This is a genomic window from Cupriavidus basilensis (assembly GCF_000876015.1).
In the GTDB taxonomy this organism is placed as follows: domain Bacteria; phylum Pseudomonadota; class Gammaproteobacteria; order Burkholderiales; family Burkholderiaceae; genus Cupriavidus; species Cupriavidus basilensis_B.
This window is the reverse complement of record NZ_BBQM01000012.1, coordinates 735,215-752,948: the sequence shown is the minus strand read 5'-3', so window position 1 is coordinate 752,948 and position 17,734 is coordinate 735,215. Positions and strand designations below refer to the sequence as shown.

At 71.6% G+C, this 17,734-nt stretch carries 19 protein-coding genes; 7 read left to right on the top strand and 12 right to left on the bottom strand.

Translation table 11 applies throughout. The features are described 5' to 3' along the window. Positions 1-4: 4 nt before the first annotated feature. From KF708C_RS11130 to KF708C_RS11110, 5 genes are all read right to left on the bottom strand, one after another. On the bottom strand, positions 5-1,057 hold the full coding sequence (locus KF708C_RS11130) for a bifunctional UDP-4-keto-pentose/UDP-xylose synthase (RefSeq protein ID WP_059411803.1): 1,053 nt from the start codon (positions 1,055-1,057) through the stop codon (positions 5-7). 99 nt (positions 1,058-1,156) lie between these two features. Further along, positions 1,157-2,512 carry an ATP-binding protein gene (locus tag KF708C_RS11125; protein WP_059411802.1) on the bottom strand — a complete coding sequence of 452 codons (1,356 nt, stop codon included), beginning with the start codon at positions 2,510-2,512 and terminating at the stop codon, positions 1,157-1,159. Beyond that, complete coding sequence (locus KF708C_RS11120) at positions 2,509-3,192, bottom strand: response regulator (protein WP_020204833.1); 684 nt, start codon at positions 3,190-3,192, stop codon at positions 2,509-2,511. Before KF708C_RS11120 ends, KF708C_RS11125 begins: the two co-directional genes overlap by 4 nt. Before the next feature lie 25 nt (positions 3,193-3,217). Beyond that, positions 3,218-4,015: an ABC transporter permease gene (locus KF708C_RS11115; protein WP_020204834.1), complete on the bottom strand. Its 798-nt coding sequence runs from the start codon at positions 4,013-4,015 to the stop codon at positions 3,218-3,220. Further along, positions 4,012-4,695 (bottom strand): ABC transporter ATP-binding protein, encoded by a 684-nt coding sequence (locus tag KF708C_RS11110; RefSeq protein ID WP_020204835.1) that lies wholly within the window; start codon positions 4,693-4,695, stop codon positions 4,012-4,014. Before KF708C_RS11110 ends, KF708C_RS11115 begins: the two co-directional genes overlap by 4 nt. A gap of 292 nt (positions 4,696-4,987) precedes the next feature. Here KF708C_RS11110 and KF708C_RS11105 point away from each other — a divergent pair, with 292 nt between their 5' ends. From KF708C_RS11105 to KF708C_RS11090, 4 genes are all read left to right on the top strand, one after another. Continuing rightward, the gene (locus tag KF708C_RS11105; RefSeq protein ID WP_020204836.1) at positions 4,988-5,383 is read left to right on the top strand and encodes a cupin domain-containing protein; all 396 of its coding nucleotides are present in this window, start codon (positions 4,988-4,990) and stop codon (positions 5,381-5,383) included. A 65-nt stretch (positions 5,384-5,448) separates the two neighbouring features. Further along, entirely contained in the window at positions 5,449-6,426 is a 978-nt protein-coding gene (locus KF708C_RS11100) for a Bug family tripartite tricarboxylate transporter substrate binding protein (protein WP_059411801.1), read from the top strand. A 66-nt stretch (positions 6,427-6,492) separates the two neighbouring features. Continuing rightward, positions 6,493-7,485, top strand: a complete 993-nt coding sequence (locus tag KF708C_RS11095; RefSeq protein WP_370552803.1) for a tripartite tricarboxylate transporter substrate binding protein — start codon at positions 6,493-6,495, stop codon at positions 7,483-7,485. A gap of 7 nt (positions 7,486-7,492) precedes the next feature. Beyond that, positions 7,493-8,665: an acyl-CoA dehydrogenase family protein gene (locus KF708C_RS11090; RefSeq protein WP_059411799.1), complete on the top strand. Its 1,173-nt coding sequence runs from the start codon at positions 7,493-7,495 to the stop codon at positions 8,663-8,665. A 156-nt stretch (positions 8,666-8,821) separates the two neighbouring features. Here the strand turns inward: KF708C_RS11090 and KF708C_RS34510 are convergent, their stop codons facing one another. From KF708C_RS34510 to KF708C_RS11080, 3 genes are all read right to left on the bottom strand, one after another. Then, positions 8,822-8,980 (bottom strand): DUF3309 family protein, encoded by a 159-nt coding sequence (locus tag KF708C_RS34510; protein ID WP_020204840.1) that lies wholly within the window; start codon positions 8,978-8,980, stop codon positions 8,822-8,824. Between the two features lie 40 nt (positions 8,981-9,020). Further along, positions 9,021-9,203 (bottom strand): glycine zipper 2TM domain-containing protein, encoded by a 183-nt coding sequence (locus KF708C_RS11085; protein WP_059411798.1) that lies wholly within the window; start codon positions 9,201-9,203, stop codon positions 9,021-9,023. Positions 9,204-9,415: 212 nt separating this feature from the next. Continuing rightward, positions 9,416-10,276, bottom strand: coding sequence for an NAD(P)-dependent oxidoreductase (locus KF708C_RS11080; RefSeq protein WP_059411797.1), 861 nt, complete (start codon positions 10,274-10,276; stop codon positions 9,416-9,418). Positions 10,277-10,690: 414 nt separating this feature from the next. Here KF708C_RS11080 and KF708C_RS11075 point away from each other — a divergent pair, with 414 nt between their 5' ends. After that, complete coding sequence (locus tag KF708C_RS11075) at positions 10,691-11,080, top strand: hypothetical protein (RefSeq protein ID WP_020204843.1); 390 nt, start codon at positions 10,691-10,693, stop codon at positions 11,078-11,080. A 107-nt stretch (positions 11,081-11,187) separates the two neighbouring features. Here KF708C_RS11075 and KF708C_RS11070 read toward each other — a convergent pair whose 3' ends face one another. From KF708C_RS11070 to KF708C_RS11060, 3 genes are all read right to left on the bottom strand, one after another. Continuing rightward, entirely contained in the window at positions 11,188-11,676 is a 489-nt protein-coding gene (locus KF708C_RS11070) for a hypothetical protein (RefSeq protein WP_020204844.1), read from the bottom strand. A gap of 210 nt (positions 11,677-11,886) precedes the next feature. Further along, positions 11,887-14,076, bottom strand: coding sequence for a cation:proton antiporter (locus KF708C_RS11065; RefSeq protein WP_059411796.1), 2,190 nt, complete (start codon positions 14,074-14,076; stop codon positions 11,887-11,889). A gap of 238 nt (positions 14,077-14,314) precedes the next feature. Next, positions 14,315-15,241, bottom strand: coding sequence for a LysR family transcriptional regulator (locus KF708C_RS11060; protein ID WP_020204846.1), 927 nt, complete (start codon positions 15,239-15,241; stop codon positions 14,315-14,317). A 160-nt stretch (positions 15,242-15,401) separates the two neighbouring features. Between KF708C_RS11060 and KF708C_RS11055 the strand changes: the two genes are divergently transcribed. Then, the gene (locus tag KF708C_RS11055; protein ID WP_059411795.1) at positions 15,402-16,376 is read left to right on the top strand and encodes a 3-hydroxyacyl-CoA dehydrogenase family protein; all 975 of its coding nucleotides are present in this window, start codon (positions 15,402-15,404) and stop codon (positions 16,374-16,376) included. A gap of 49 nt (positions 16,377-16,425) precedes the next feature. Further along, complete coding sequence (locus KF708C_RS11050) at positions 16,426-17,268, top strand: 3-keto-5-aminohexanoate cleavage protein (RefSeq protein ID WP_059411794.1); 843 nt, start codon at positions 16,426-16,428, stop codon at positions 17,266-17,268. 32 nt (positions 17,269-17,300) lie between these two features. On the opposite strand, the gene KF708C_RS11045 is transcribed toward KF708C_RS11050, so the two are convergent. Then, on the bottom strand, positions 17,301-17,576 hold the full coding sequence (locus KF708C_RS11045) for a hypothetical protein (protein WP_059411793.1): 276 nt from the start codon (positions 17,574-17,576) through the stop codon (positions 17,301-17,303). Between the last annotated feature and the right edge of the window lie 158 nt (positions 17,577-17,734).

Genomic DNA, 17,734 nt, shown 5'->3' with positions numbered 1-17,734 from the left:
GGCCTCAGTTGGCCGAATCGACCAGGGTGCGGGCTTCGACGACCTTGCCGCGGTAGGCCTCGAAGATGGCGCGCAGCGCGTCTTCCATGCTGACGGCGGGCTTCCAGCCGAGCTCTTCGATGGTGTTGTCGATCTTGGGCACGCGATTCTGCACGTCCTGGTAGCCCTTGCCGTAGAAGTCGCCGGAGGACGTCTCGACGATCTGGGTCTGGCGGGCGAGTTCGGCGTATTCCGGGTAGTCGGCGGCCATCTTGAGCATCATCTCGGCGAGTTCGCGCACCGAGTGGATGTTGGCCGGGTTGCCGATGTTGTAGATCTTGCCGGTGGCGACGCCTTGCGGGTTCTCGATGATGCGCATGAGGGCGCTGATGCCGTCGGTGATGTCGGCGAAGGCGCGCTTCTGGGCGCCGCCGTCGACCAGCTTGATCGGCTCGCCGCGCACGATGTGGCCGAGGAACTGGGTGACGACGCGGGAGGAGCCTTCCTTCGATTCGAAGATGGAGTCGAGGCCGGCGCCGATCCAGTTGAACGGGCGGAACAGGGTGTAGTTGAGGCCCTGTTCCATGCCGTAGGCGTGGATGACGCGGTCCATCAGCTGCTTGGAGCAGGCGTAGATCCAGCGGGGCTTGTTGATGGGGCCGCAGATGAGTTCGGAGGTCTCGGGGTCGAACTCGTCGTCGTGGCACATGCCGTAGACCTCGGAGGTCGAGGGGAAGACGAGGTGCTTGCCGTACTTGACGGCGGCGCGGACGATGGGGAGGTTGGCCTCGAAGTCGAGCTCGAACACGCGCAGGGGCTGGCGCACGTAGGTGGCCGGGGTGGCGATGGCGACGAGGGGGAGGACGACATCGCACTTGCGGATGTTGTACTCGATCCACTCCTTGTTGATGGTGATGTCGCCCTCGAAGAAGTGCATGCGGGGGTGGTCGATCAGGTCGCCGAGGCGGTCGCTGGCCATGTCCATGCCGTAGACCTCCCACGGCGTGGTTTCGAGAATGCGGCGCGTCAGGTGGTGGCCGATGAAGCCGTTGACGCCGAGGATCAGGACTCGCTTCATGTGATGATTCGGATGCTGGGCGGCGCGAGCCGCGCGGTGGGCGGGCAAAGGCGGCCAGTGTAGGGGCCGCTGCCTTAAGGAAGTCTTAAGCAGGAAGTCTTAAGCGGGAAGTCCCGGGCCGGATGCCGGGCCGGAAGCCTGGGCCGCCGGCCCCGCGAACAGCACCGACACGGTCAGCCCGCGGCCGCCGGGGCCGTCCTCCAGCACCACCGTGGCGCCGTGGCGCACGGCGATGTTGCGCACGATGGCCAGGCCCAGCCCGCTGCCGTGCGCGTCGCCGGACTCGCCGCGGTGGAAGCGCCGGAACACGTTCTCGCGCTCCGCCGGAGGGATGCCCGGGCCGGTGTCGCTCACGCCCAGCGTGGGCACGCCGTCGCGCCGCTCGATGCGCAGGTCCACGCGCCCGCCCGGGCCGGTGTAGCGCACCGCGTTGTCGGCCAGGTTGCGCAGCAGGATGAACAGGTCGGCCGCCACCGCGCGCACGCGGCAGTCCGCCTCGCGCGCGTCCAGGCCCAGGTCCACGCCTTTGGCCTCGGCCATCGGCAGCAGCTCGCGCACCACCTGCACCGCCACCTCGCGCAGCGATACGTCGGCAAGGGCGGCGGTGGCGGCCGGGGTGCCGTCCTCGCTGCGCGCCAGCGTCAGCAACTGGGCCACCAGGTGGGTGGTGCGGTCGAGGCGCTCGCCGAGCTTGACCAGCGCCTGGCGCTGCTTGTCCTCGCTGTCGGCGCGCAGCGCCAGCTGCAGTTGCAGCTTGAGCGCGGCCAGCGGCGTGCGCAGTTCGTGGGCGGCGTCGGCGACGAAGGCGCGCTGCGTGTCCATCGCCTGGCGCAGGCGCGCCAGCAGGTCGTTGAGCGCGGCCACCACCGGCACCAGCTCGGGCGGCCAGCCGTGCGCGGGCAGCGGCACCAGGGCCTCGGCCGAGCGCTGGCTCATGGCGCGCGCGATGTCGTCGACCGGGCGCAGCGAGCGCCTGACCACCAGGTGGATCAGCAGCCCCAGCACCGGCACCAGCGCCAGCACGGGCAGCAGCGCGCCCAGTGCCAGCGAAGCCGCCAGCTTGCTGCGGAACGCCGCCGACTGCGCCGCCTGCACGTAGCGCCCGTCTTCCAGCAGCCCGTACACGCGCCATTCGTGCCCGGCCACGCGCATGTCGTGAAAGCCGGCCAGCCTGGCGCGCGGCAGCGTGAGCGGATGGGAAGCGAAGGTCAGCCGGCCGTTGTCGTCCCAGGACTGCACCACGATCTCCTCGTCGAGCTCGTGGCTGCCCAGCGGCGGCGTGGCCTGCGGCGCGATCTCGCGCGGCAGCATGCGCGCGGCCTGCTGCAGCTGGCCGTCGAAGACCTCGCTGGCTTCGTGGCGCACCTTGAAGTAGGCCGCGGCGCCGGCGACCAGCGCGCACGCCAGCATGGTGACGAGCAGGCCGGCGAGCAGCTTGGCGCGGATGGTCCTCATGCGGCGTTCCCGGCTACATTCCCGAGCTTGTAGCCGATGCCGCGCACGTTGCGGATGAACTCGGCGCCGAGCTTCTTGCGCAGCGCGTGGATGTGCACTTCCACGGTGTTGCTGCTGATTTCCTCGTTCATGTTGTAGACCGCCTCGCGCAGGCGCTCGTGCGTGACCACGTGGCCGGGCTGCTCCATGAGCGCCTGCAGCACCATGAACTCGCGCATCGACAGCGCCACGATGTCGCCGCCGCAGCGCACTTCGCGCGTGGCGGGGTCGAGCCGCACGCGGCCATGCGCCAGTTCCGTGCCGACCCGGCCTGCGCTGCGCCGGATCAGCGCGCGGATGCGGGCGAACAGCTCGTCGAGGTCGAACGGCTTGACGAGATAGTCGTCGGCGCCGGCGTCGAGGCCGCGCACGCGGTCGGCGGTGGCGTCGCGCGCGGTCAGGATCAGCACCGGCATCGCCATGCCGCGCCCGCGCAGCAGGCGCAGCACGTCCTCGCCCGAGCGGCCGGGCAGGCCCAGGTCGAGCAGCACGGCGTCATAGGTGTCGGGCACGTTGGCCGTGAGCGCGGCCGCGGCGAGGCGGCCGTCGTTGACCCAGTCGACGGCGTAGCCTTCGCCGCGCAGGCCTTCTTCCACGCTTTCCCCGATCATCGGGTCGTCTTCCACCAGCAGCAGGCGCATGGTCCGGGTTCCTCGGGTTGGGGCATCAGCGCCGCCGCAGCCGGTCCAGGCGCAGGCGGTGCCGCTCGTCGGTCAGGCGCCGCGCCGCCAGCGTGGCGGCCAGGACCGCGCCCAGCATGCTGCCGCCGGCGAGCAGGAACATCAGCAGGATCTGGTAGCGCGCGGCGGCGAGCGGGTCCATGCCGGCGAGTATCTGCCCGGTCATGATGCCGGGCATGGTGATGATGCCGGCCGCGGCCATCGTGTTCAAGGTGGGCAGCAGGCCGCTTTTCACCGCCTGGCGCACGATGGGCCCCAGCGCGGCGCGGCGGTCGTCGCCCAGCGCCAGGCGCGCGTCGATGGCGGCGCGCTGGTGCCAGGCCGCGGTGAAGGCGCCGTCGAGCGCCAGGCTGGCCGCGTTCATCGCGTTGCCGAGCACGATGCCGGCCAGCGGGATGGCGTGGCGGGCATCGTACCAGGGCGACGGGCGCAGCGCGGTGGTCAGCGCCAGCACCGTCACCGCCAGGGTGGGCACGCTCACCGCCGCGGTGCCGATCAGCGCCTGCCACGGGCCGGCCAGGCGCCGCTCCTGGCGGCTGCCGGCCTCGCGCGCGGCGGCCGCGATCATGGCGGCCACCACCAGCGCGGTGACGAGCGGCGACGACCATGCGAACACCGCGCGCAGCACCAGGCCGACCAGCAGCAGCTGCACGATCATGCGCGCGGCCGTCCACAGCAGCGCGCGGTGCACGCCGAGCGAGAGCGCCAGCGAGGCGCCGGCGCCGGCCAGCACCAGCAGGCTGGCGATGGCGAGGTCGTAGAGCGACAGCGGAATCGGCGTCATGCGGGCAGCGCCTCCAGGCCGGCGGCGCCCAAGAGGTAGTGGCGGTTGCCCAGGCGCGCGGCCTGCTCCGGGTTGTGCGAGACCACCAGCAGGCCGAGCCCCAGCTGCTGGCGCGTGCGCAGCAGCGCCTCCACCGCCAGCGTGCTGTCGCGGTCCAGCGCCGAGGTCGGCTCGTCGAGCAGCAGGAAGCGCGGGCGGCGCACCAGCGCGCGCACCAGCGCCAGGCGCTGGCGCTCGCCGGTGGACAACTGGCCGACCGGCGCGCGCAGGATGTCGGCCGGCAGCCGCAGCGGGGCCAGCATCGCCGTGGCGGCGGGCACGTCCTCCATGTGTTCCAGCACGTGGTCGCTCCACCAGCCGGACTCGGCCGCCACGTACATGACCTGGCGGCGCCAGGCCGGGCCGCCGAAGCGCTCGCGCGGCATGTCGCCGAGGCTCACCTGGCCCTGGCTGGGGTCGAGGTCGGCGATCATGCGCAACAACAGGCTCTTGCCCGTGCCGGAGGCGCCGGAGACGATCGCGCACGTGCCCGGCGCCACGCACAGGCTGAATGGCCCGCGGCCCGCGCCGCTCACGGCGCGCACGCGCAGGCTGGCCGGGCCGGCGAGGTCGGAGAGGCCGGCGAGCGGGGCGCGGGCGGGCATGGGCGTCAGCGTGGGAGCGGCGTCGGTGTCTGTCATCGGTAGGGCCATCCGCGCGCGGGTGGCGCGCGGTCGCGCCGCCGGCGGGCGGCCAGGATGGTGGCGGGCAACGCCGCAAGGATAGGGCATGGCGGCTTAAGGAAGAATTAAGAGGCGCCGGCGCGGCGGCGGCACCGGGTTCGGGCGTGCCGGCGGCGGTATCGGTGTTTTTAGTAGTTGACTAGATTTTTCATAGGGATAAAATTTAATTCACAAACATGAAAAACAGTATGCCGGACCCGGCCCGCCCGCCAAGCGCGCGGCAGCGGCCCGGCTGGCAAGGAGACCATCGATGGCCGCAGCACCGGCGCCCGCCTATTTCGTCCGCACCGAGGAGGTCGCGGGCTATCACCCCGCCAACCACGTCGGCACCCTGAACCGCCGCATCATCGGCCGCGAGAACGTGGGCGCCACGCAGCTGGAGGTCATCCACGGCACCATCGAGCGCGGCAAGGGCGCCTTGCCGCACGCGCACCCGGGCATCGAGCAGGTCTGCTACGTGCTGGAGGGGCGGGCGCGCGCCGAGGTCAACGGCCAGTCGCGCGAGCTGGGCCCGGGTGACTGCTGCTTCTTCCCGGCCGACGCCATGCACGTGTTCACCGTGATCAGCGACGAGCCGGTCAAGCTGCTGGTGATCTATGCCCCGCCGTACGAGGAATCGCCGCAGCGCGTGATCCGTCCGGCGTGAGCCCCGGCGCACGCCGCGGGCGTGCCCTTGCGACGTTCGTAGTCCAAGCCTGGAAGGAGATGCAGATGATCTTGTGTTCCCGACGCCGCTGGCTGTTGTGCGCCGCGCTCTCGGCCGGCCTGCCGGTCACCGCGTGGAGCGACGCCTATCCCAGCAAGCCGATCCGCATGGTGGTGCCCTACGCGCCCGGCGGCGCCACCGACATGGTGGCGCGGCTGGTCTCGCAGAAGCTGTCGGAGGCCCTGAAGCAGCCGGTGGTGGTGGAAAACCGCCCGGGCGCCAACGGCATTATCGGCACCGACGCGGTGGCGCGCGCCGCACCCGACGGCTACACCATCCTGCTCAACACGGCCGGCGCGCAGACGCTCAGCCCGGTGCTCTACAAGGCGGGCTACGACCCGCTCAAGAGCTTCGCGCCGGTCAGCCTGATCAGCAGCATCGGTTTCGTGATGGTGGTGCATCCGTCGGTGCCGGCCAAGACCGTGCAGGAATTCGTGGCATTGGCGCGCAGCAAGAGCCGGCCGCTGAGCCTGTCGGCCGGCAGCAGCATGATCGAGCTGATCGGCGAGACCTTCAAGGCCACCGCCGGCACGCCGGACATGGTCAGCGTGTCCTACCGCGGCACCGGGCCGCAGATGCAGGCGGTGGTGGCCGGCGAGGTGGACATGACCATCGACCCGTTCAACGGGATGGCGATGATCCGCGCCGGCCGGCTGCGGCCGCTGGCGGTGCTGTCGCCGAAGCGCTCGCCGGCGCTGCCCGAGGTGCCGACCATGCAGGAAGCGGGCATCCAGGGGCTGAATTTCAATTCGTGGGCGGGCCTGCTGGCGCCGGCCGGTACGCCGAAGGAGATCGTGGAGCGGCTGAACCAGGAAATCGTGCGCATCGTCGCCGAGCCCGAGATCAAGGCGCGGCTGGCGGCGATCGACTACGAAGCGGTCGGCAGCACGCCCGAGCAGTTCGCCGCCGTCATCGCCGACGACGCGGCGCGCTGGGCCAGGCTGGTCAAGGACACCAACTACAAGGACAAGACCGCGCCGTGAGCGCGGCGGCCCCTCACCAACAGCCGGCGCGACCAGGACAGCCGGCGGCAACAGGAGACAAGACACATGGCAATGCTTACCACGCTGCGGCGCGCGGCGCTTTCCTTCCCATCGCTGGTGCTGGCGTCGCTGGCGCTGGCCGCGCCGCTCGCCACCGCCGCGGATGCCTATCCCAGCAAGCCGATCCGGATGGTGGTGCCGTTCGCGGCCGGCAGCGGCACCGACGCGGTGGCGCGCATCACCGCCAAGGAGCTCGGCGATGCGCTCCGGCAGAACGTGGTGGTGGACAACCGCCCGGGCGCCAACGGCGCGATCGCCGCCGAGATCGTGGCGCAGGCGGCGCCGGACGGCTACACGCTGTTCATGACCACCAACACCACGCATTCGGCCAATCCGTCGCTGATGAAGAAGCTGCCGTACGACCCGATCCGCGACTTCACGCCGGTGGCGCGCATGGGCAACCTGCCGTTCATGCTGGTCATCAACCCGAAGCTGCCGGTGAAGACGGTGCCGGAGCTGATCGCCTATGCGCGCACGCACCCGGGCATGTCCTACGCCAGCGGCAACAGCACCGGCATCGTCTCGGGCGCCACCTTCGCGCGGCTGACCGGGCTGGACCTGCTGCACGTGCCGTACAAGAGCACGCCGCCGGCCATGACCGACGTGATCGCCGGGCAGGTGCCGATGATGTTCGTCGACGTGGCCGCCGGCATCGCCAACGTCAAGGCCGGCAAGCTGCGCGCGCTGGCGGTGACCACCGCGCAGCGCAGCCGCCTGCTGCCGGACCTGCCGCCGCTGGCGGACGCGCCGGAGCTCAAGGGATTCGACATCACCTCGTGGAACGGCGTGTTCGCGCCCGCGCACGCGTCGGCCGAGGTGGTGGACAAGCTCAACCAGGCGCTGTCGCGCATCGCCGCGAGCAAGGAGGTGGCGCCGCGCTTCGAGGCGCTGGGCTTCGAGGCATTCGGGCAGTCGCCCAGGCAGTTCTCCGGCTTCGTCGCGGGAGAGCTGGTCAAGTGGACCAAGCTGGTCAAGGACGCCGGCATCCAGCCGGAATGAGGCAGGCATGAACTTTGAGAGAACCCCGGAGCAGCGCGCCATCGTCGAGGCGGTGACGCAATTGTGCGGCGACTTCGGCGCCGACTACTGGTCGGCGCTGGACGAGCAGGGCCGGTTTCCCGAGGCCTTCCACCAGGCGATGGCCAGGGCCGGCTGGCTCGGCATCGCCATGCCGGAGGCTTACGGCGGCGCCGGGCTGGGCATCACCGAGGCGGCGCTGATCATGCAGGCGGTGTCGCGGTCGGGCGCCGGTTTCTCGGGCGCCTCGGCCATCCACATGAACGTGTTCGGGCTCAACCCGGTGGTGGTGTTCGGCAGTGCGCGCCAGCAGCAGGCCGCCTTGCCGCCGCTGATCGCCGGCGCCGAGAAGGCGTGCTTCGCCGTGACCGAGCCGGACGCCGGGCTCGACACCACGCACCTCAAGACCCAGGCCGTGCTGTCGGCCGACGGCACGCACTACCGCGTCGACGGCCGCAAGATCTGGATCTCCACCGCGCAGGTGGCCGACCGCATGCTGCTGCTGGCGCGCACCACGCCGCTGGACCAGGTGGCCAAGCCCACGCAGGGCCTGAGCCTGTTCTACACGGCGCTGGACCGCCGGCACGTCGAAGTGCGCGAGATCCACAAGATGGGCCGCGCCGCGGTGGACTCCAACATGCTGTTCATCGACGGGCTGCGGGTGCCGGTCGAAGACCGCATCGGCGAGGAAGGGCGCGGCTTCGAGTACATCCTGCACGGCCTCAATCCCGAGCGCATCCTGATCGCGGCCGAGGCCGTCGGGCTGGGCCGCGCGGCGCTGGAGGCGGCCACGCGCTACGCGAAGGAGCGCACCGTGTTCGGCCGCCCGATCGGGCAGAACCAGGGCATCCAGCATCCGCTCGCGCAGGCGTGGATGGCGCTGGAAGCGGCGGACATGATGGTGTGGAAGGCCGCGTGGCTATACGACCAGGGCAAGCCGTGCGGCGCCGAGGCCAATACCGCCAAGTACCTCGCCGCCGAAGCCGCGCACCAGGCCTGCCAGACCGCGGTGCTCACGCTGGGCGGCATGGGCTACGCGCGCGAGTACCAGGTGGAGCGCTACCTGCGCGAGTCGTATATCCCGCGTATCGCGCCGGTCAGCGCCCAACTGATCATGTGCCATATCGCCGAGCGCGTGCTGGGGCTGCCCAAGTCGTACTGACCGCGCGCGCCGGACGGGGCGACTCTTTAGCGATTGCCCCGCAATCCCGTCTCCGGGGCCGCCATTCTTTCAGCGATGAAAATAATGAAAAACGCGCCGCCGTCGCCGGCGGCGCGTTGCGTGTCGTGTCCTGTGTCGGGTTCCAGGCTCCACAAGCTACAGGCGGCCCATCAGCACGAGGATCACCACGATCAGCACGACCAGGCCGAGGCCGCCGCTGGGGTAATAACCCCAGCCGGTGCTGTACGGCCACGCCGGCAGCGCGCCGATCAGCAGCAGGATGAGAATGATGAGCAGGATCGTGCCGATGGCCATGATGGGCTCCTTTCCGGTTGGAGGTCTGCGCCGGGCGGGCTTACTTGCCCAGCTCGTGGCCGATGACGGCGCCGCCCACGGCACCGCCGATGGTGGCCGCCGTATTGCCGTGGGAGAGTTCATGCCCCGCCACGCCGCCGGCCACCGCGCCCGTGGCGGTGCAGCCGTTCAGGCCGATCAGCAGGGCCGCGCCCGCGACGAGCGCGCTTGCGAGTCTCAACATGGTGGTCTCCTACATGCCTGGTTGGTGCCTTCCTGGTGATGGGCGCGGCGCGCAGGACGCACTCGCCATGCTTCGAGGATAGCCGGGCAGGGCGCCGCGCCCTGCGGGGCGGGCGCTGATATGGCTGTAGGAATCGGACGACGCCGCGGGTGCGGCGCCGCCGGCGCGGGAGGCGCGCGAAGGAGGGAGGGGACTGAGGGGACTGAGGGGGCTTAGCGCAGCCGCTTGATCAGCGACGAGGTGTCGGCGCGGCCGCAGCCGTCCTGCTGCAGGTCGGCGTAGAACTGGTCGATCACGGCCGTGACCGGCAGGCTGGCGCCGTTGCGGCGCGCCTCGTCCAGGCACAGGCCGAGGTCCTTGCGCATCCAGTCCACCGCGAAGCCGAAATCGAACTTGTTCTCGATCATGGTCGGGCCGCGGTTTTCCAGCTGCCACGAGCCGGCGGCGCCCTTGCTGATGACGTCCAGCACCACCTTCATGTCCAGCCCGGCGCGCTCGCCGAAGGCGATGGCTTCGGACAGTCCCTGCAGCAGGCCGGCGATGCAGATCTGGTTGACCATCTTGGCCAACTGGCCGGCGCCGCTGTCGCCGATGCGGGTGACGGCGCGCGCGTAGGCGCCCAGCACGGGTTCGACGCGCTCGTACACGGCCGGGTCGGCGCCGCACATGATGGTGAGGATGCCCTTCTGCGCGCCCACTTCGCCGCCGGAGACCGGCGCGTCGACGAAATGCAGGCCGCGCTGCGCGGCGGCGGCGGCCAGTTCGCGCGCCACGTTGGCGCTGGCGGTAGTGTGGTCGACGAACACGCAGCCGGTCGGCGCTTCGGTGAAGGCGCCGTCGGCGCCGGTCATCACCGCGCGCAGGTCGTCGTCATTGCCCACGCAGGCGCAGACCACTTCGGCATCGCGCGCGGCCAGCGCCGGCGTCGCGGCCGACTTTCCGCCGAACTCGGCGACCCAGCGCTCGGCCTTGCTGGCCGTGCGGTTGTAGACCGTGACCTGATGGCCCTTGGCGGCGAGATGGCCCGCCATGTGATAGCCCATGACGCCGAGGCCGATAAATGCAACACGCATGACTGGAAAACTCCGAGACCGGCAGGCCGACGTTGCGCGCCTGCGCGTGGTGCGGTGCGGCCGTGGCGGCCCGCACGCGCATGAAGAACCGGGCGGCAAGCCCGCCGAAGCAGCGAATGCTGCCATTCTTGCACTGCAACGTCAACCGCGCCGGCGCAGGCGTGCCGCTGACGGTCCGCCCGGCTTCGCGGGGCGCCGCGCCGGCCTCGATGAACGTGCGCGCGCGCATGCCGCCGCGGCGCCGATGCCGATGGTGGGACGGCGCTCACAAGCCCGCGCGGCGAGGTTCCCCGCGCGCGGCGCCGGTGCCTATGCTTAAGGCGTAGTAAGGCAAGCCGCGCCCGCACCGACGCGGCGGCGGCATGCCGATGCCTGGCGCGGGCATTGCGCGCTGGCGGTTGTGCAGGAGGGTGTATGAGAACGCTGGGCTTGCTGTTGGCCACCTCGGTGGCGATGGCGTTGCCGCTGCGCGCGGGCGCGGCGGGTTGTCAATATGACATGCAGTGCAAGGGCGAGCGGATCTGTCAGCAGGGACAGTGCGTCGCGCCCGACGACGATACGGACGGGGACCAGGCCCGCCCGCCAGCGTCCCGATCCGCCCAGGTGCCACCCGCCACCGCGACCCCCGCCTCGGCCCGCGCTAGCCGGAGCGCGCCGCCGGCCGCCGACGATCCGCTGTTCTGCTGCACCGTGGCCGGCAAGCTCCGCCCATACGGCAGCCTGCCCGCCGACACCGCCGTGGGCGGCGCCTGCCAGGGCGCGACCAACTCGGGCAAGCCGGTGCCGGGGACCGCCTGCCATTGAGCGCCATCGGGAAGGAAGCATGCTTCGCGCGGCCGCCGGAGGTACAAGTCAGGTGGCATCTGCCGCGCCGCGCAGCGACACCGGCATTGTCCTCTCGGCAGCGCCGCTCAGGCCGGCGCCGCGCCGTCGCCGGCAGGGGCCGGCAGCAGCGGCGCGGCGCCGGGCAGGCAGGCGGTGACCCATTGCGTCATCGCCTCGCCCACGGCCGGCAGCGAGGTGCCTTCGGGCAGGAAGTCGCGGCCCATCACGCAGAACTGGAACGGGTCGCCGCCGGTCATGAAGGCGAACTGCTGCTGCACGCCTTGCGCCCATTGCTGGTGGGCCGCATGGAGGATCTCGTTGAGGCTGGTGACATAGGCGGCAATGCGCTGCCCGATCACGTCGGTCATCTCCGGCCGGAACATGCCGAACGAGAATGGCCGCGCCGCGGTTTCGGCCGCGTACTCCGCGCCTTCGGCGAACAGCGCCGCCGCCGTCTGCGCGTTCAGCGCGCCGATCTTCTCCGCCGCCTGCGCCCACATGTCCGAGAGGCCCAGCAGCGGGCCGCGGTACGACAGTTCCGCCTCGACGGCAGCGGAGCGAGAGGGTTGCGCCATGAATGTCTCCGGGAATGCGACAAGCGGCGCCCGGAAGGATTCCCGGGGCGGCATGGTGGCCTGCTGCGCCGCAGCATCGCTGCTAGTCAGCATAGGCGGATTCGACCCGGAGTCAAGACGTGAAACGCGCCGGCGCGCGCGCAGCGGCCGTCACACGGGGTGGCGCCGGCGGGCCGGCTGGCGATGCCGCGGAGGTTGCCGGCGCCAGCGCTAGTAAGGCTCGCGCGTTTCCGGCACGGGCTGCGGCTGGGGCTGCGGCGACGGCGTCTGCGGGGCGCTGGTGCCCGCCGGCGCCGCCGCGGGCGCGGCGTCCCACGCGCTGCGCAGCGGCGGGCGCGCCAGGTTGGCCTGCCAGGCGCGCCGGATGACCTGCGCGATCTGGTTGTAGGCCTCCTTGGAAATCACGTTCTCCTCGCGCATGGCTTCCAGCGAGCGTTCGCCCTTGCGCAGCGCGAACAGCATCAGCAGGCGTTTTTCCAGCGCCAGCGTGTAGCCGCCGAACTGCGTGCGCATCTCGTCCAGGCCGGCCAGCACCGCCTTGTTCCGTTCGGCCAGCACGCCGTCCAGCACCGTCGCCAGGCGCACGCCGAACACCGGCGTGAGCAGCGAGCGGTTGTACTGGCGCAGGCGCTCGAGCACGGTCTGGCGGCACACCAGCAGCTCGAAGCGGTCGGCCAGCGCGCGCGCCAGCGGGCGGTCGACCGACAGGCGGCGGTGCAGGAACAGCGCGATGCGGTAGCCCAGCTGGTAGTCGAGGATATGGCGGGCGGCGCGGTTGTAGCCGAGGCGGCCCTGCTCGCGCGCGGCGTCGATCATGCGCGTGGTGTTGCGTACCATCGCGTCGAGGTTGGCGACCGAGATCACGCCGTCGCCGTATTCGGGGATCAGCTCGCGCTCGCGCGTGGCCAGCGTGACCAGGCCGATGCTGAGGCGGTCGCGCTCGGACAGCGCGGTGTCGAAGTCGAACTCCACCGAGCCGAGCTCGATCTCGCGCCGGTAGTGCAGCGCCACCTCGCGCGCCGCCGCGGGCGGCAGCACGAAGGTCTCGGCGATGTGGTTGAGCGTGGTCTCCACCTCCTCGGTGGAGAGCTGGATGGCCTGGCGCTGCAGCGCCAGGTCCTGCGGCGAGAGCCGGTCGAGGCCGAGCTGGTGGATCAGCCAGCGCAGCGTGGTGCCGTTGAGCAGCAGGCTGACCAGCACGAAGCCGGTGGCCAGGATGGCGATGAAATGGCGCGATGCGTAGGGCAGCGACGCGTTCTCGGCGATGTCCAGCGCCAGCACCAGCGTGACGGCGCCGCGCAGCCCGCCCCAGGCGATGGCCAGCTTGTAGGCGCCGTTGATGGGCGTGCTGAGATTGAGCCAGGACAGCAGCGGCAGCAGGCCGAACAGCGTCAGCAGGCGCGCGGCCAGCGCCGCCAGCACCAGCACGGCCAGCATCAGGCCGTGGTGCGGCGTCACGCCGGCCAGCAGCGACGGCACCCGCACCGCCGCCAGCAGGAAGACGATGGCCCCGGCGATGCCGGCGAACTGCTCCCAGATCATGCGCAGGTGGCCCCAGTTGCGCGGGCTCAGGCGGGTCGGCCCGAGCGCGCTGACCATCAGGCCGGCGCACACCACCGCCACCACGCCGGACACGCCCAGCATCTGCTCGGCCAGCAGGTAGAGCGGGTAGGGCAGCGCCAGCGTGAGCGCGCCCTCGGCCATCGCCAGCCCGGCCAGGCGCGGCAGCAGGTCGGCCACCAGCCGCCCGGCCACGGCGCCGCACAGTACGCCGCCGGCGAAGGACCAGCCGAGCTGGCGCAGGCCGGCGGCGAGCGTGGCCTCGGTGCCGTGGCCGGTCAGCATGGCCACCAGCACGCCGGCGATGGCGATGGCGGCCGCGTCGTTGAGCAGGCTCTCGCCCTCGACCAGCCGGATCAGCCGGGCCGGCGCGCCCACGTCGCGGAAGATGGCGATCACCGCGGCCGGGTCGGTGGTGGCGACCACCGCGCCGAGCAGCAGGCACACCACCAGGCTGGTGCCGCTGGCCAGCGAAGTGACCAGCCCGATCACGCCGGTGGCCACGATCACCGCGACGATGGCCAGCAGCAGCACGGGCGCGGCGTCCGGCAGCATGTTGCGCACGTCGGCCGTCAGCGCGGCGTGGAACAGCAGCGGCGGCAGGAAGATCCACAGGTAGGCCTCGGGCGGCAGCGCCGGGTCGATCAGCGGATGGAGGAAATGCTGGGCGAACTGCGGGGCGGCGGCGTCGATGGCCACGTAGCCCGCGCCGATGGCGATGCCGATGGCCGAGAGCAGCGTGGACTCCGGCAGCGTCAGCCTGGCCGCGGCGACCTGCACCACGGCCACGATGGCCAGCAGCGCGCCGGCCAGGATCAGCACGTCGACGACGATGTTCAAGCGCGCCTCCGTACCGCGGCGGGAAGGGCGGCGAGAATGGCGGTGGAGATGGCGGCGGCAATGGAGGCAGGCATGGCGGCGGGCATGGCGACGGACATGGCCGCGCCGGCGGCACAGACAAGGGGTACGGCGGGGATTGTGGCTGGAGATGTCACTGCGGGTTCCTCGGGCGGCTGCCGGTTCAGACCATACCGCGAATTGCCGCGCACATTCAAGCGCCGCGCGGCCCCGGCGCGCGTCAGTTCGCCTCGCGTACGCCGCCGCCGGCCTGCGCCAGGTGCTCGCGCAGCACGGCCACCAGCGCGGCCGCGGCCGGCGACAGGCTGCGGTTGCGCGGCGTCACCAGGCCGATCGAGCGCTCGGTGACGGGCTCGGTCAGCAGCCGCTCGACGATGCCGGGCTGGCGCACCGTGCCCGCCGCGATCTCCGGCAGCGCGGCCACGCCGAAGCCGCACTCGACCATCGCCGCGATGGTGGCCAGGTGCTCGGCCTCGAAGCCGGGCTGGAAGCGGATGCGGTTCTGCAGGAAGGCCCACTCGGCGTACTGGCGCACGCTGCTGGGATGGGTCATCGAGACATGCTCGGCGTCGAGCGTGTCGGCCCAGCGCAGCGGCCCGGCGCCTTGCGCCAGCGCGTGGCCGGCCGGGATCAGCAGCACGAAGCGGTCCGACATCATCGGCTCGTAGTGCAGGTCGGCCTGCTGCGGGTCGGCGGCGGTCAGCGCGAAGTCCACCTCGCCCGCGCGCACCAGGTCGAAGGCGGGGCCGGACAGCGTGTCGCAGACCTTGAGCGCCACCGCCGGGTGGCCGCGCCGGAAGGCCATCAGCACGCGCGGCAGCAGGCGCGCCGCGAGCGAGGGCAGGGCCGCCACGGCAACCTGGCCGCGCTCGGCGCTGGCGATGCCGCCGACCGCGTCGATGGCATCGCGGAAAGCCGCCTGCAGCACGGCGGCCTGCTGCTGGAAGACCTCGCCGGCGGCGGTGAGCCGCACCGTGCGGGTGGTGCGGTCGAACAGGCGCACGCCGAGCGCTTCCTCGATGCGCAGGATCTGCGTGGACAGCGCCGACTGCGACAGGTACAACTGGGCGGCGGCCTGGCGGAAGTTGAGGGTGCGGCCGAGCACCAGCGTGGTCTCGATGTCGCGCATCGACAGGTTGATTTTCATGCGATTGATCTCGTTTGTAGATCAGTTTATCCGTAAATACTGATTCATCAATCAAAGCGCCTTGTCTACACTGGCGGTCCGATTCGGAACGCCGGCGGACAACGCCGGCGGATACCGCCAGCCACAAAACGCCAGCCACGACAGACAAGGATTCCCTCCCATGCCGGACACCCCCGCAACTTCCCCGCTCGCCGCGCCCGGCAAGGCCCACGCCGTGGTGGCCGGCGGCGGCACGATGGGTGCCGACGTGGCCGTGGTGCTGGCGCGCGCGCATTGCCGCGTCACCGTGGTGGAGCCCGACGCCGGGCGCGCCGCTGCGGTGTCGGCCCGGGTCGGCGCCAACCTGGCCGCGATCGGGCCGCATGCCGAGGCAGGCATGGCCGGGCTGGCCGTGGCGGCGTCGCCCGAGGCCATCGACTGGCGCGCGGTGGACCTGGTGATCGAGTGCATTCCCGAGCGCCTCGACCTCAAGCGCGCGCTGTTCGCCGACCTCGTGCGGCGGGCGCGCCCGGACGCCGTGCTGGCCAGCAACAGCTCCAGCTTTCCGATCAGCGCCATCGGCGCGGGACTGGCCACGCGCGAGCGCATGTTCGGCCTGCATTTCTTCATGCCGGCGCACCTGGTGCCGCTGGTGGAAGTGGTGATGGGCGACGACAGCGACGAAGCCGGCGCCGACGCGCTGATCGCCTTCATGCGCCGCTGCGGCATGGTGCCGGTCAAGGTCAGGAAGGACCTGCCCGGCTTCCTGGCCAACCGGCTCCAGCACGCGCTGTCGCGCGAGGCCTTCGACCTGATCGACCGCGGCATTGCCTCGCCCGAGGACGTGGACGCGGCGGTGCGCTTCGGTTTCGGCTTCCGCTTCCTGGCCGCGGGCCCGGTCCTGCAGCGCGACCATGCCGGCATCGACGTGCACGCCGCCGCGGGCGCCACCATGTACCCCACGTTCTGCAACGCCGCCGAGCCGGCGCGCTGCCTGAGCGAGCGCGCCGCGGACGGCCGCCACGGCATGAAGGCCGGCGAAGGTTTCTACCCGTGGACGCCGCAGTCGGTCGCGGCCGAGCGGCAGCGCTATGACCGGCTGCTGCGCGCGGGGCTGGACCTGATCGCGCCCGAGCTGCCGAAGATCGAACCCTGAGCCGCAGCCACGTTCCCCACGCTCCCCCCACCATCCCTACCGAAGCCACATGACCGGACAAGCCCTGCTGGCGGATTCGCCGCTGATCATCACCGTCGCGCCCAACGGCGCCTACAAGACCGCCGCCGACCACCCGGCCGTGCCGCTGACCGCCGCGGCCCTGGCGGCCGAGGCGCGCGCCTGCCTGGATGCGGGCGCCGCCATGATGCACATGCACGTGCGCCAGCCCGATGGCCGCCACTCGCTCGACGCGCAGCTTTACCGCGAGGCGCTCGCCGCGGTGAAGCAGGCGGTGGGAGACCGGTTGCTGGTGCAGGTGACGAGCGAGGCCGCCGGCGTCTACCGCGCCGCCGAGCAGATCGCGATGGTGCGCGAACTGCGGCCCGAGGCGGTGTCCATCGGCCTGCGCGAGATCGCCGTGCCGGACATCCCCGAGGCCGAGCTGGCCGCCTTCCTGGCGTGGCTCGCGCGCGAGCGCGTGATGACGCAGATCATCCTGTACGACGCCGCCGACGTGGCGCGCTGGCAAGCGCTGCGCGCCCGGGGGCTGGTGCCGCCGGGCGCGTGGTCGGTGCTGTTCGTGCTGGGCCGGTACGCGGCCGGCCAGGTCTCGTCGCCGCGCGACCTGCTGCCGTTCCTGCAGGTGTTCGATGGCTCGCTGCCGTGGGCGATCTGCGCCTTCGGGCAGGAGGAGCATGCCTGCGTGACTACCGCGGCGGCGTTCGGCGGGCATGTGCGCGTGGGTTTCGAGAACAACCTGAAATTGCGCGACGGCAGCATCGCGTCGGGCAACGCGGCGCTGGTCCGGCAGGCCGCGGAAGGGGCGCGGGCGCTGGGCCGCCCGCTGGCCTCGGCCGCCGAGGCGCGCGGCCTCTACGGCGCGATCCGCTGAGCCGGGCCGCTCGCCCCGCGTGGGCGCCGGCTTCAGGCGCCGTCGGTGAACGGATCGCGCGGGCCGTTGCGGGAAGCGTCGACGTAGACGTCGCGCGGGCTGATGTTGCCGCCGCCGTCGGTGTACGGGTCGCGCGGGCCGTGCGGGTTGGCGCTCTGCGAGACCATGTCGGCGCGCTGCGCGGTGGCGGCGCCGTCGAGGTAAGGGTCCACGCTGCGCGGCGCGGCGCTGGCGAGGCCGGCGGCGCCGGCCAGCGTGGCGGCAGTGGCGGTGAGCAGAAGGGCTTGCCTGAGCTTGAGAGTACGCATCGTTGTTCTCCTTGGGATTTGCCGATCGCCATCGATCGACCACGGAAGCGAGTCTAGGAACGGCGCGCCCACGACAACATGACTCCGGCATGACAATGCTGTCATGCATCAATGGCCGCCCGCGATACGCATCGCGTTTTTCCCGCAGCTTCGCGCAA

Coding starts and splice junctions, on each gene's coding strand:
- KF708C_RS11125 (WP_059411802.1), bottom strand. CDS start 2,512: ATGAGGACCATCCGCGCCAAGCTGCTCGCCGGCCTGCTCGTCACCATG.
- KF708C_RS11105 (WP_020204836.1), top strand. CDS start 4,988: ATGGCCGCAGCACCGGCGCCCGCCTATTTCGTCCGCACCGAGGAGGTC.
- KF708C_RS34510 (WP_020204840.1), bottom strand. CDS start 8,980: ATGGCCATCGGCACGATCCTGCTCATCATTCTCATCCTGCTGCTGATC.
- KF708C_RS11115 (WP_020204834.1), bottom strand. CDS start 4,015: ATGACGCCGATTCCGCTGTCGCTCTACGACCTCGCCATCGCCAGCCTG.
- KF708C_RS11090 (WP_059411799.1), top strand. CDS start 7,493: ATGAACTTTGAGAGAACCCCGGAGCAGCGCGCCATCGTCGAGGCGGTG.
- KF708C_RS11130 (WP_059411803.1), bottom strand. CDS start 1,057: ATGAAGCGAGTCCTGATCCTCGGCGTCAACGGCTTCATCGGCCACCAC.
- KF708C_RS11110 (WP_020204835.1), bottom strand. CDS start 4,695: ATGACAGACACCGACGCCGCTCCCACGCTGACGCCCATGCCCGCCCGC.
- KF708C_RS11080 (WP_059411797.1), bottom strand. CDS start 10,276: ATGCGTGTTGCATTTATCGGCCTCGGCGTCATGGGCTATCACATGGCG.
- KF708C_RS11095 (WP_370552803.1), top strand. CDS start 6,493: ATGGCAATGCTTACCACGCTGCGGCGCGCGGCGCTTTCCTTCCCATCG.
- KF708C_RS11085 (WP_059411798.1), bottom strand. CDS start 9,203: ATGTTGAGACTCGCAAGCGCGCTCGTCGCGGGCGCGGCCCTGCTGATC.
- KF708C_RS11060 (WP_020204846.1), bottom strand. CDS start 15,241: ATGAAAATCAACCTGTCGATGCGCGACATCGAGACCACGCTGGTGCTC.
- KF708C_RS11055 (WP_059411795.1), top strand. CDS start 15,402: ATGCCGGACACCCCCGCAACTTCCCCGCTCGCCGCGCCCGGCAAGGCC.
- KF708C_RS11100 (WP_059411801.1), top strand. CDS start 5,449: ATGATCTTGTGTTCCCGACGCCGCTGGCTGTTGTGCGCCGCGCTCTCG.
- KF708C_RS11050 (WP_059411794.1), top strand. CDS start 16,426: ATGACCGGACAAGCCCTGCTGGCGGATTCGCCGCTGATCATCACCGTC.
- KF708C_RS11120 (WP_020204833.1), bottom strand. CDS start 3,192: ATGCGCCTGCTGCTGGTGGAAGACGACCCGATGATCGGGGAAAGCGTG.
- KF708C_RS11070 (WP_020204844.1), bottom strand. CDS start 11,676: ATGGCGCAACCCTCTCGCTCCGCTGCCGTCGAGGCGGAACTGTCGTAC.
- KF708C_RS11075 (WP_020204843.1), top strand. CDS start 10,691: ATGAGAACGCTGGGCTTGCTGTTGGCCACCTCGGTGGCGATGGCGTTG.
- KF708C_RS11045 (WP_059411793.1), bottom strand. CDS start 17,576: ATGCGTACTCTCAAGCTCAGGCAAGCCCTTCTGCTCACCGCCACTGCC.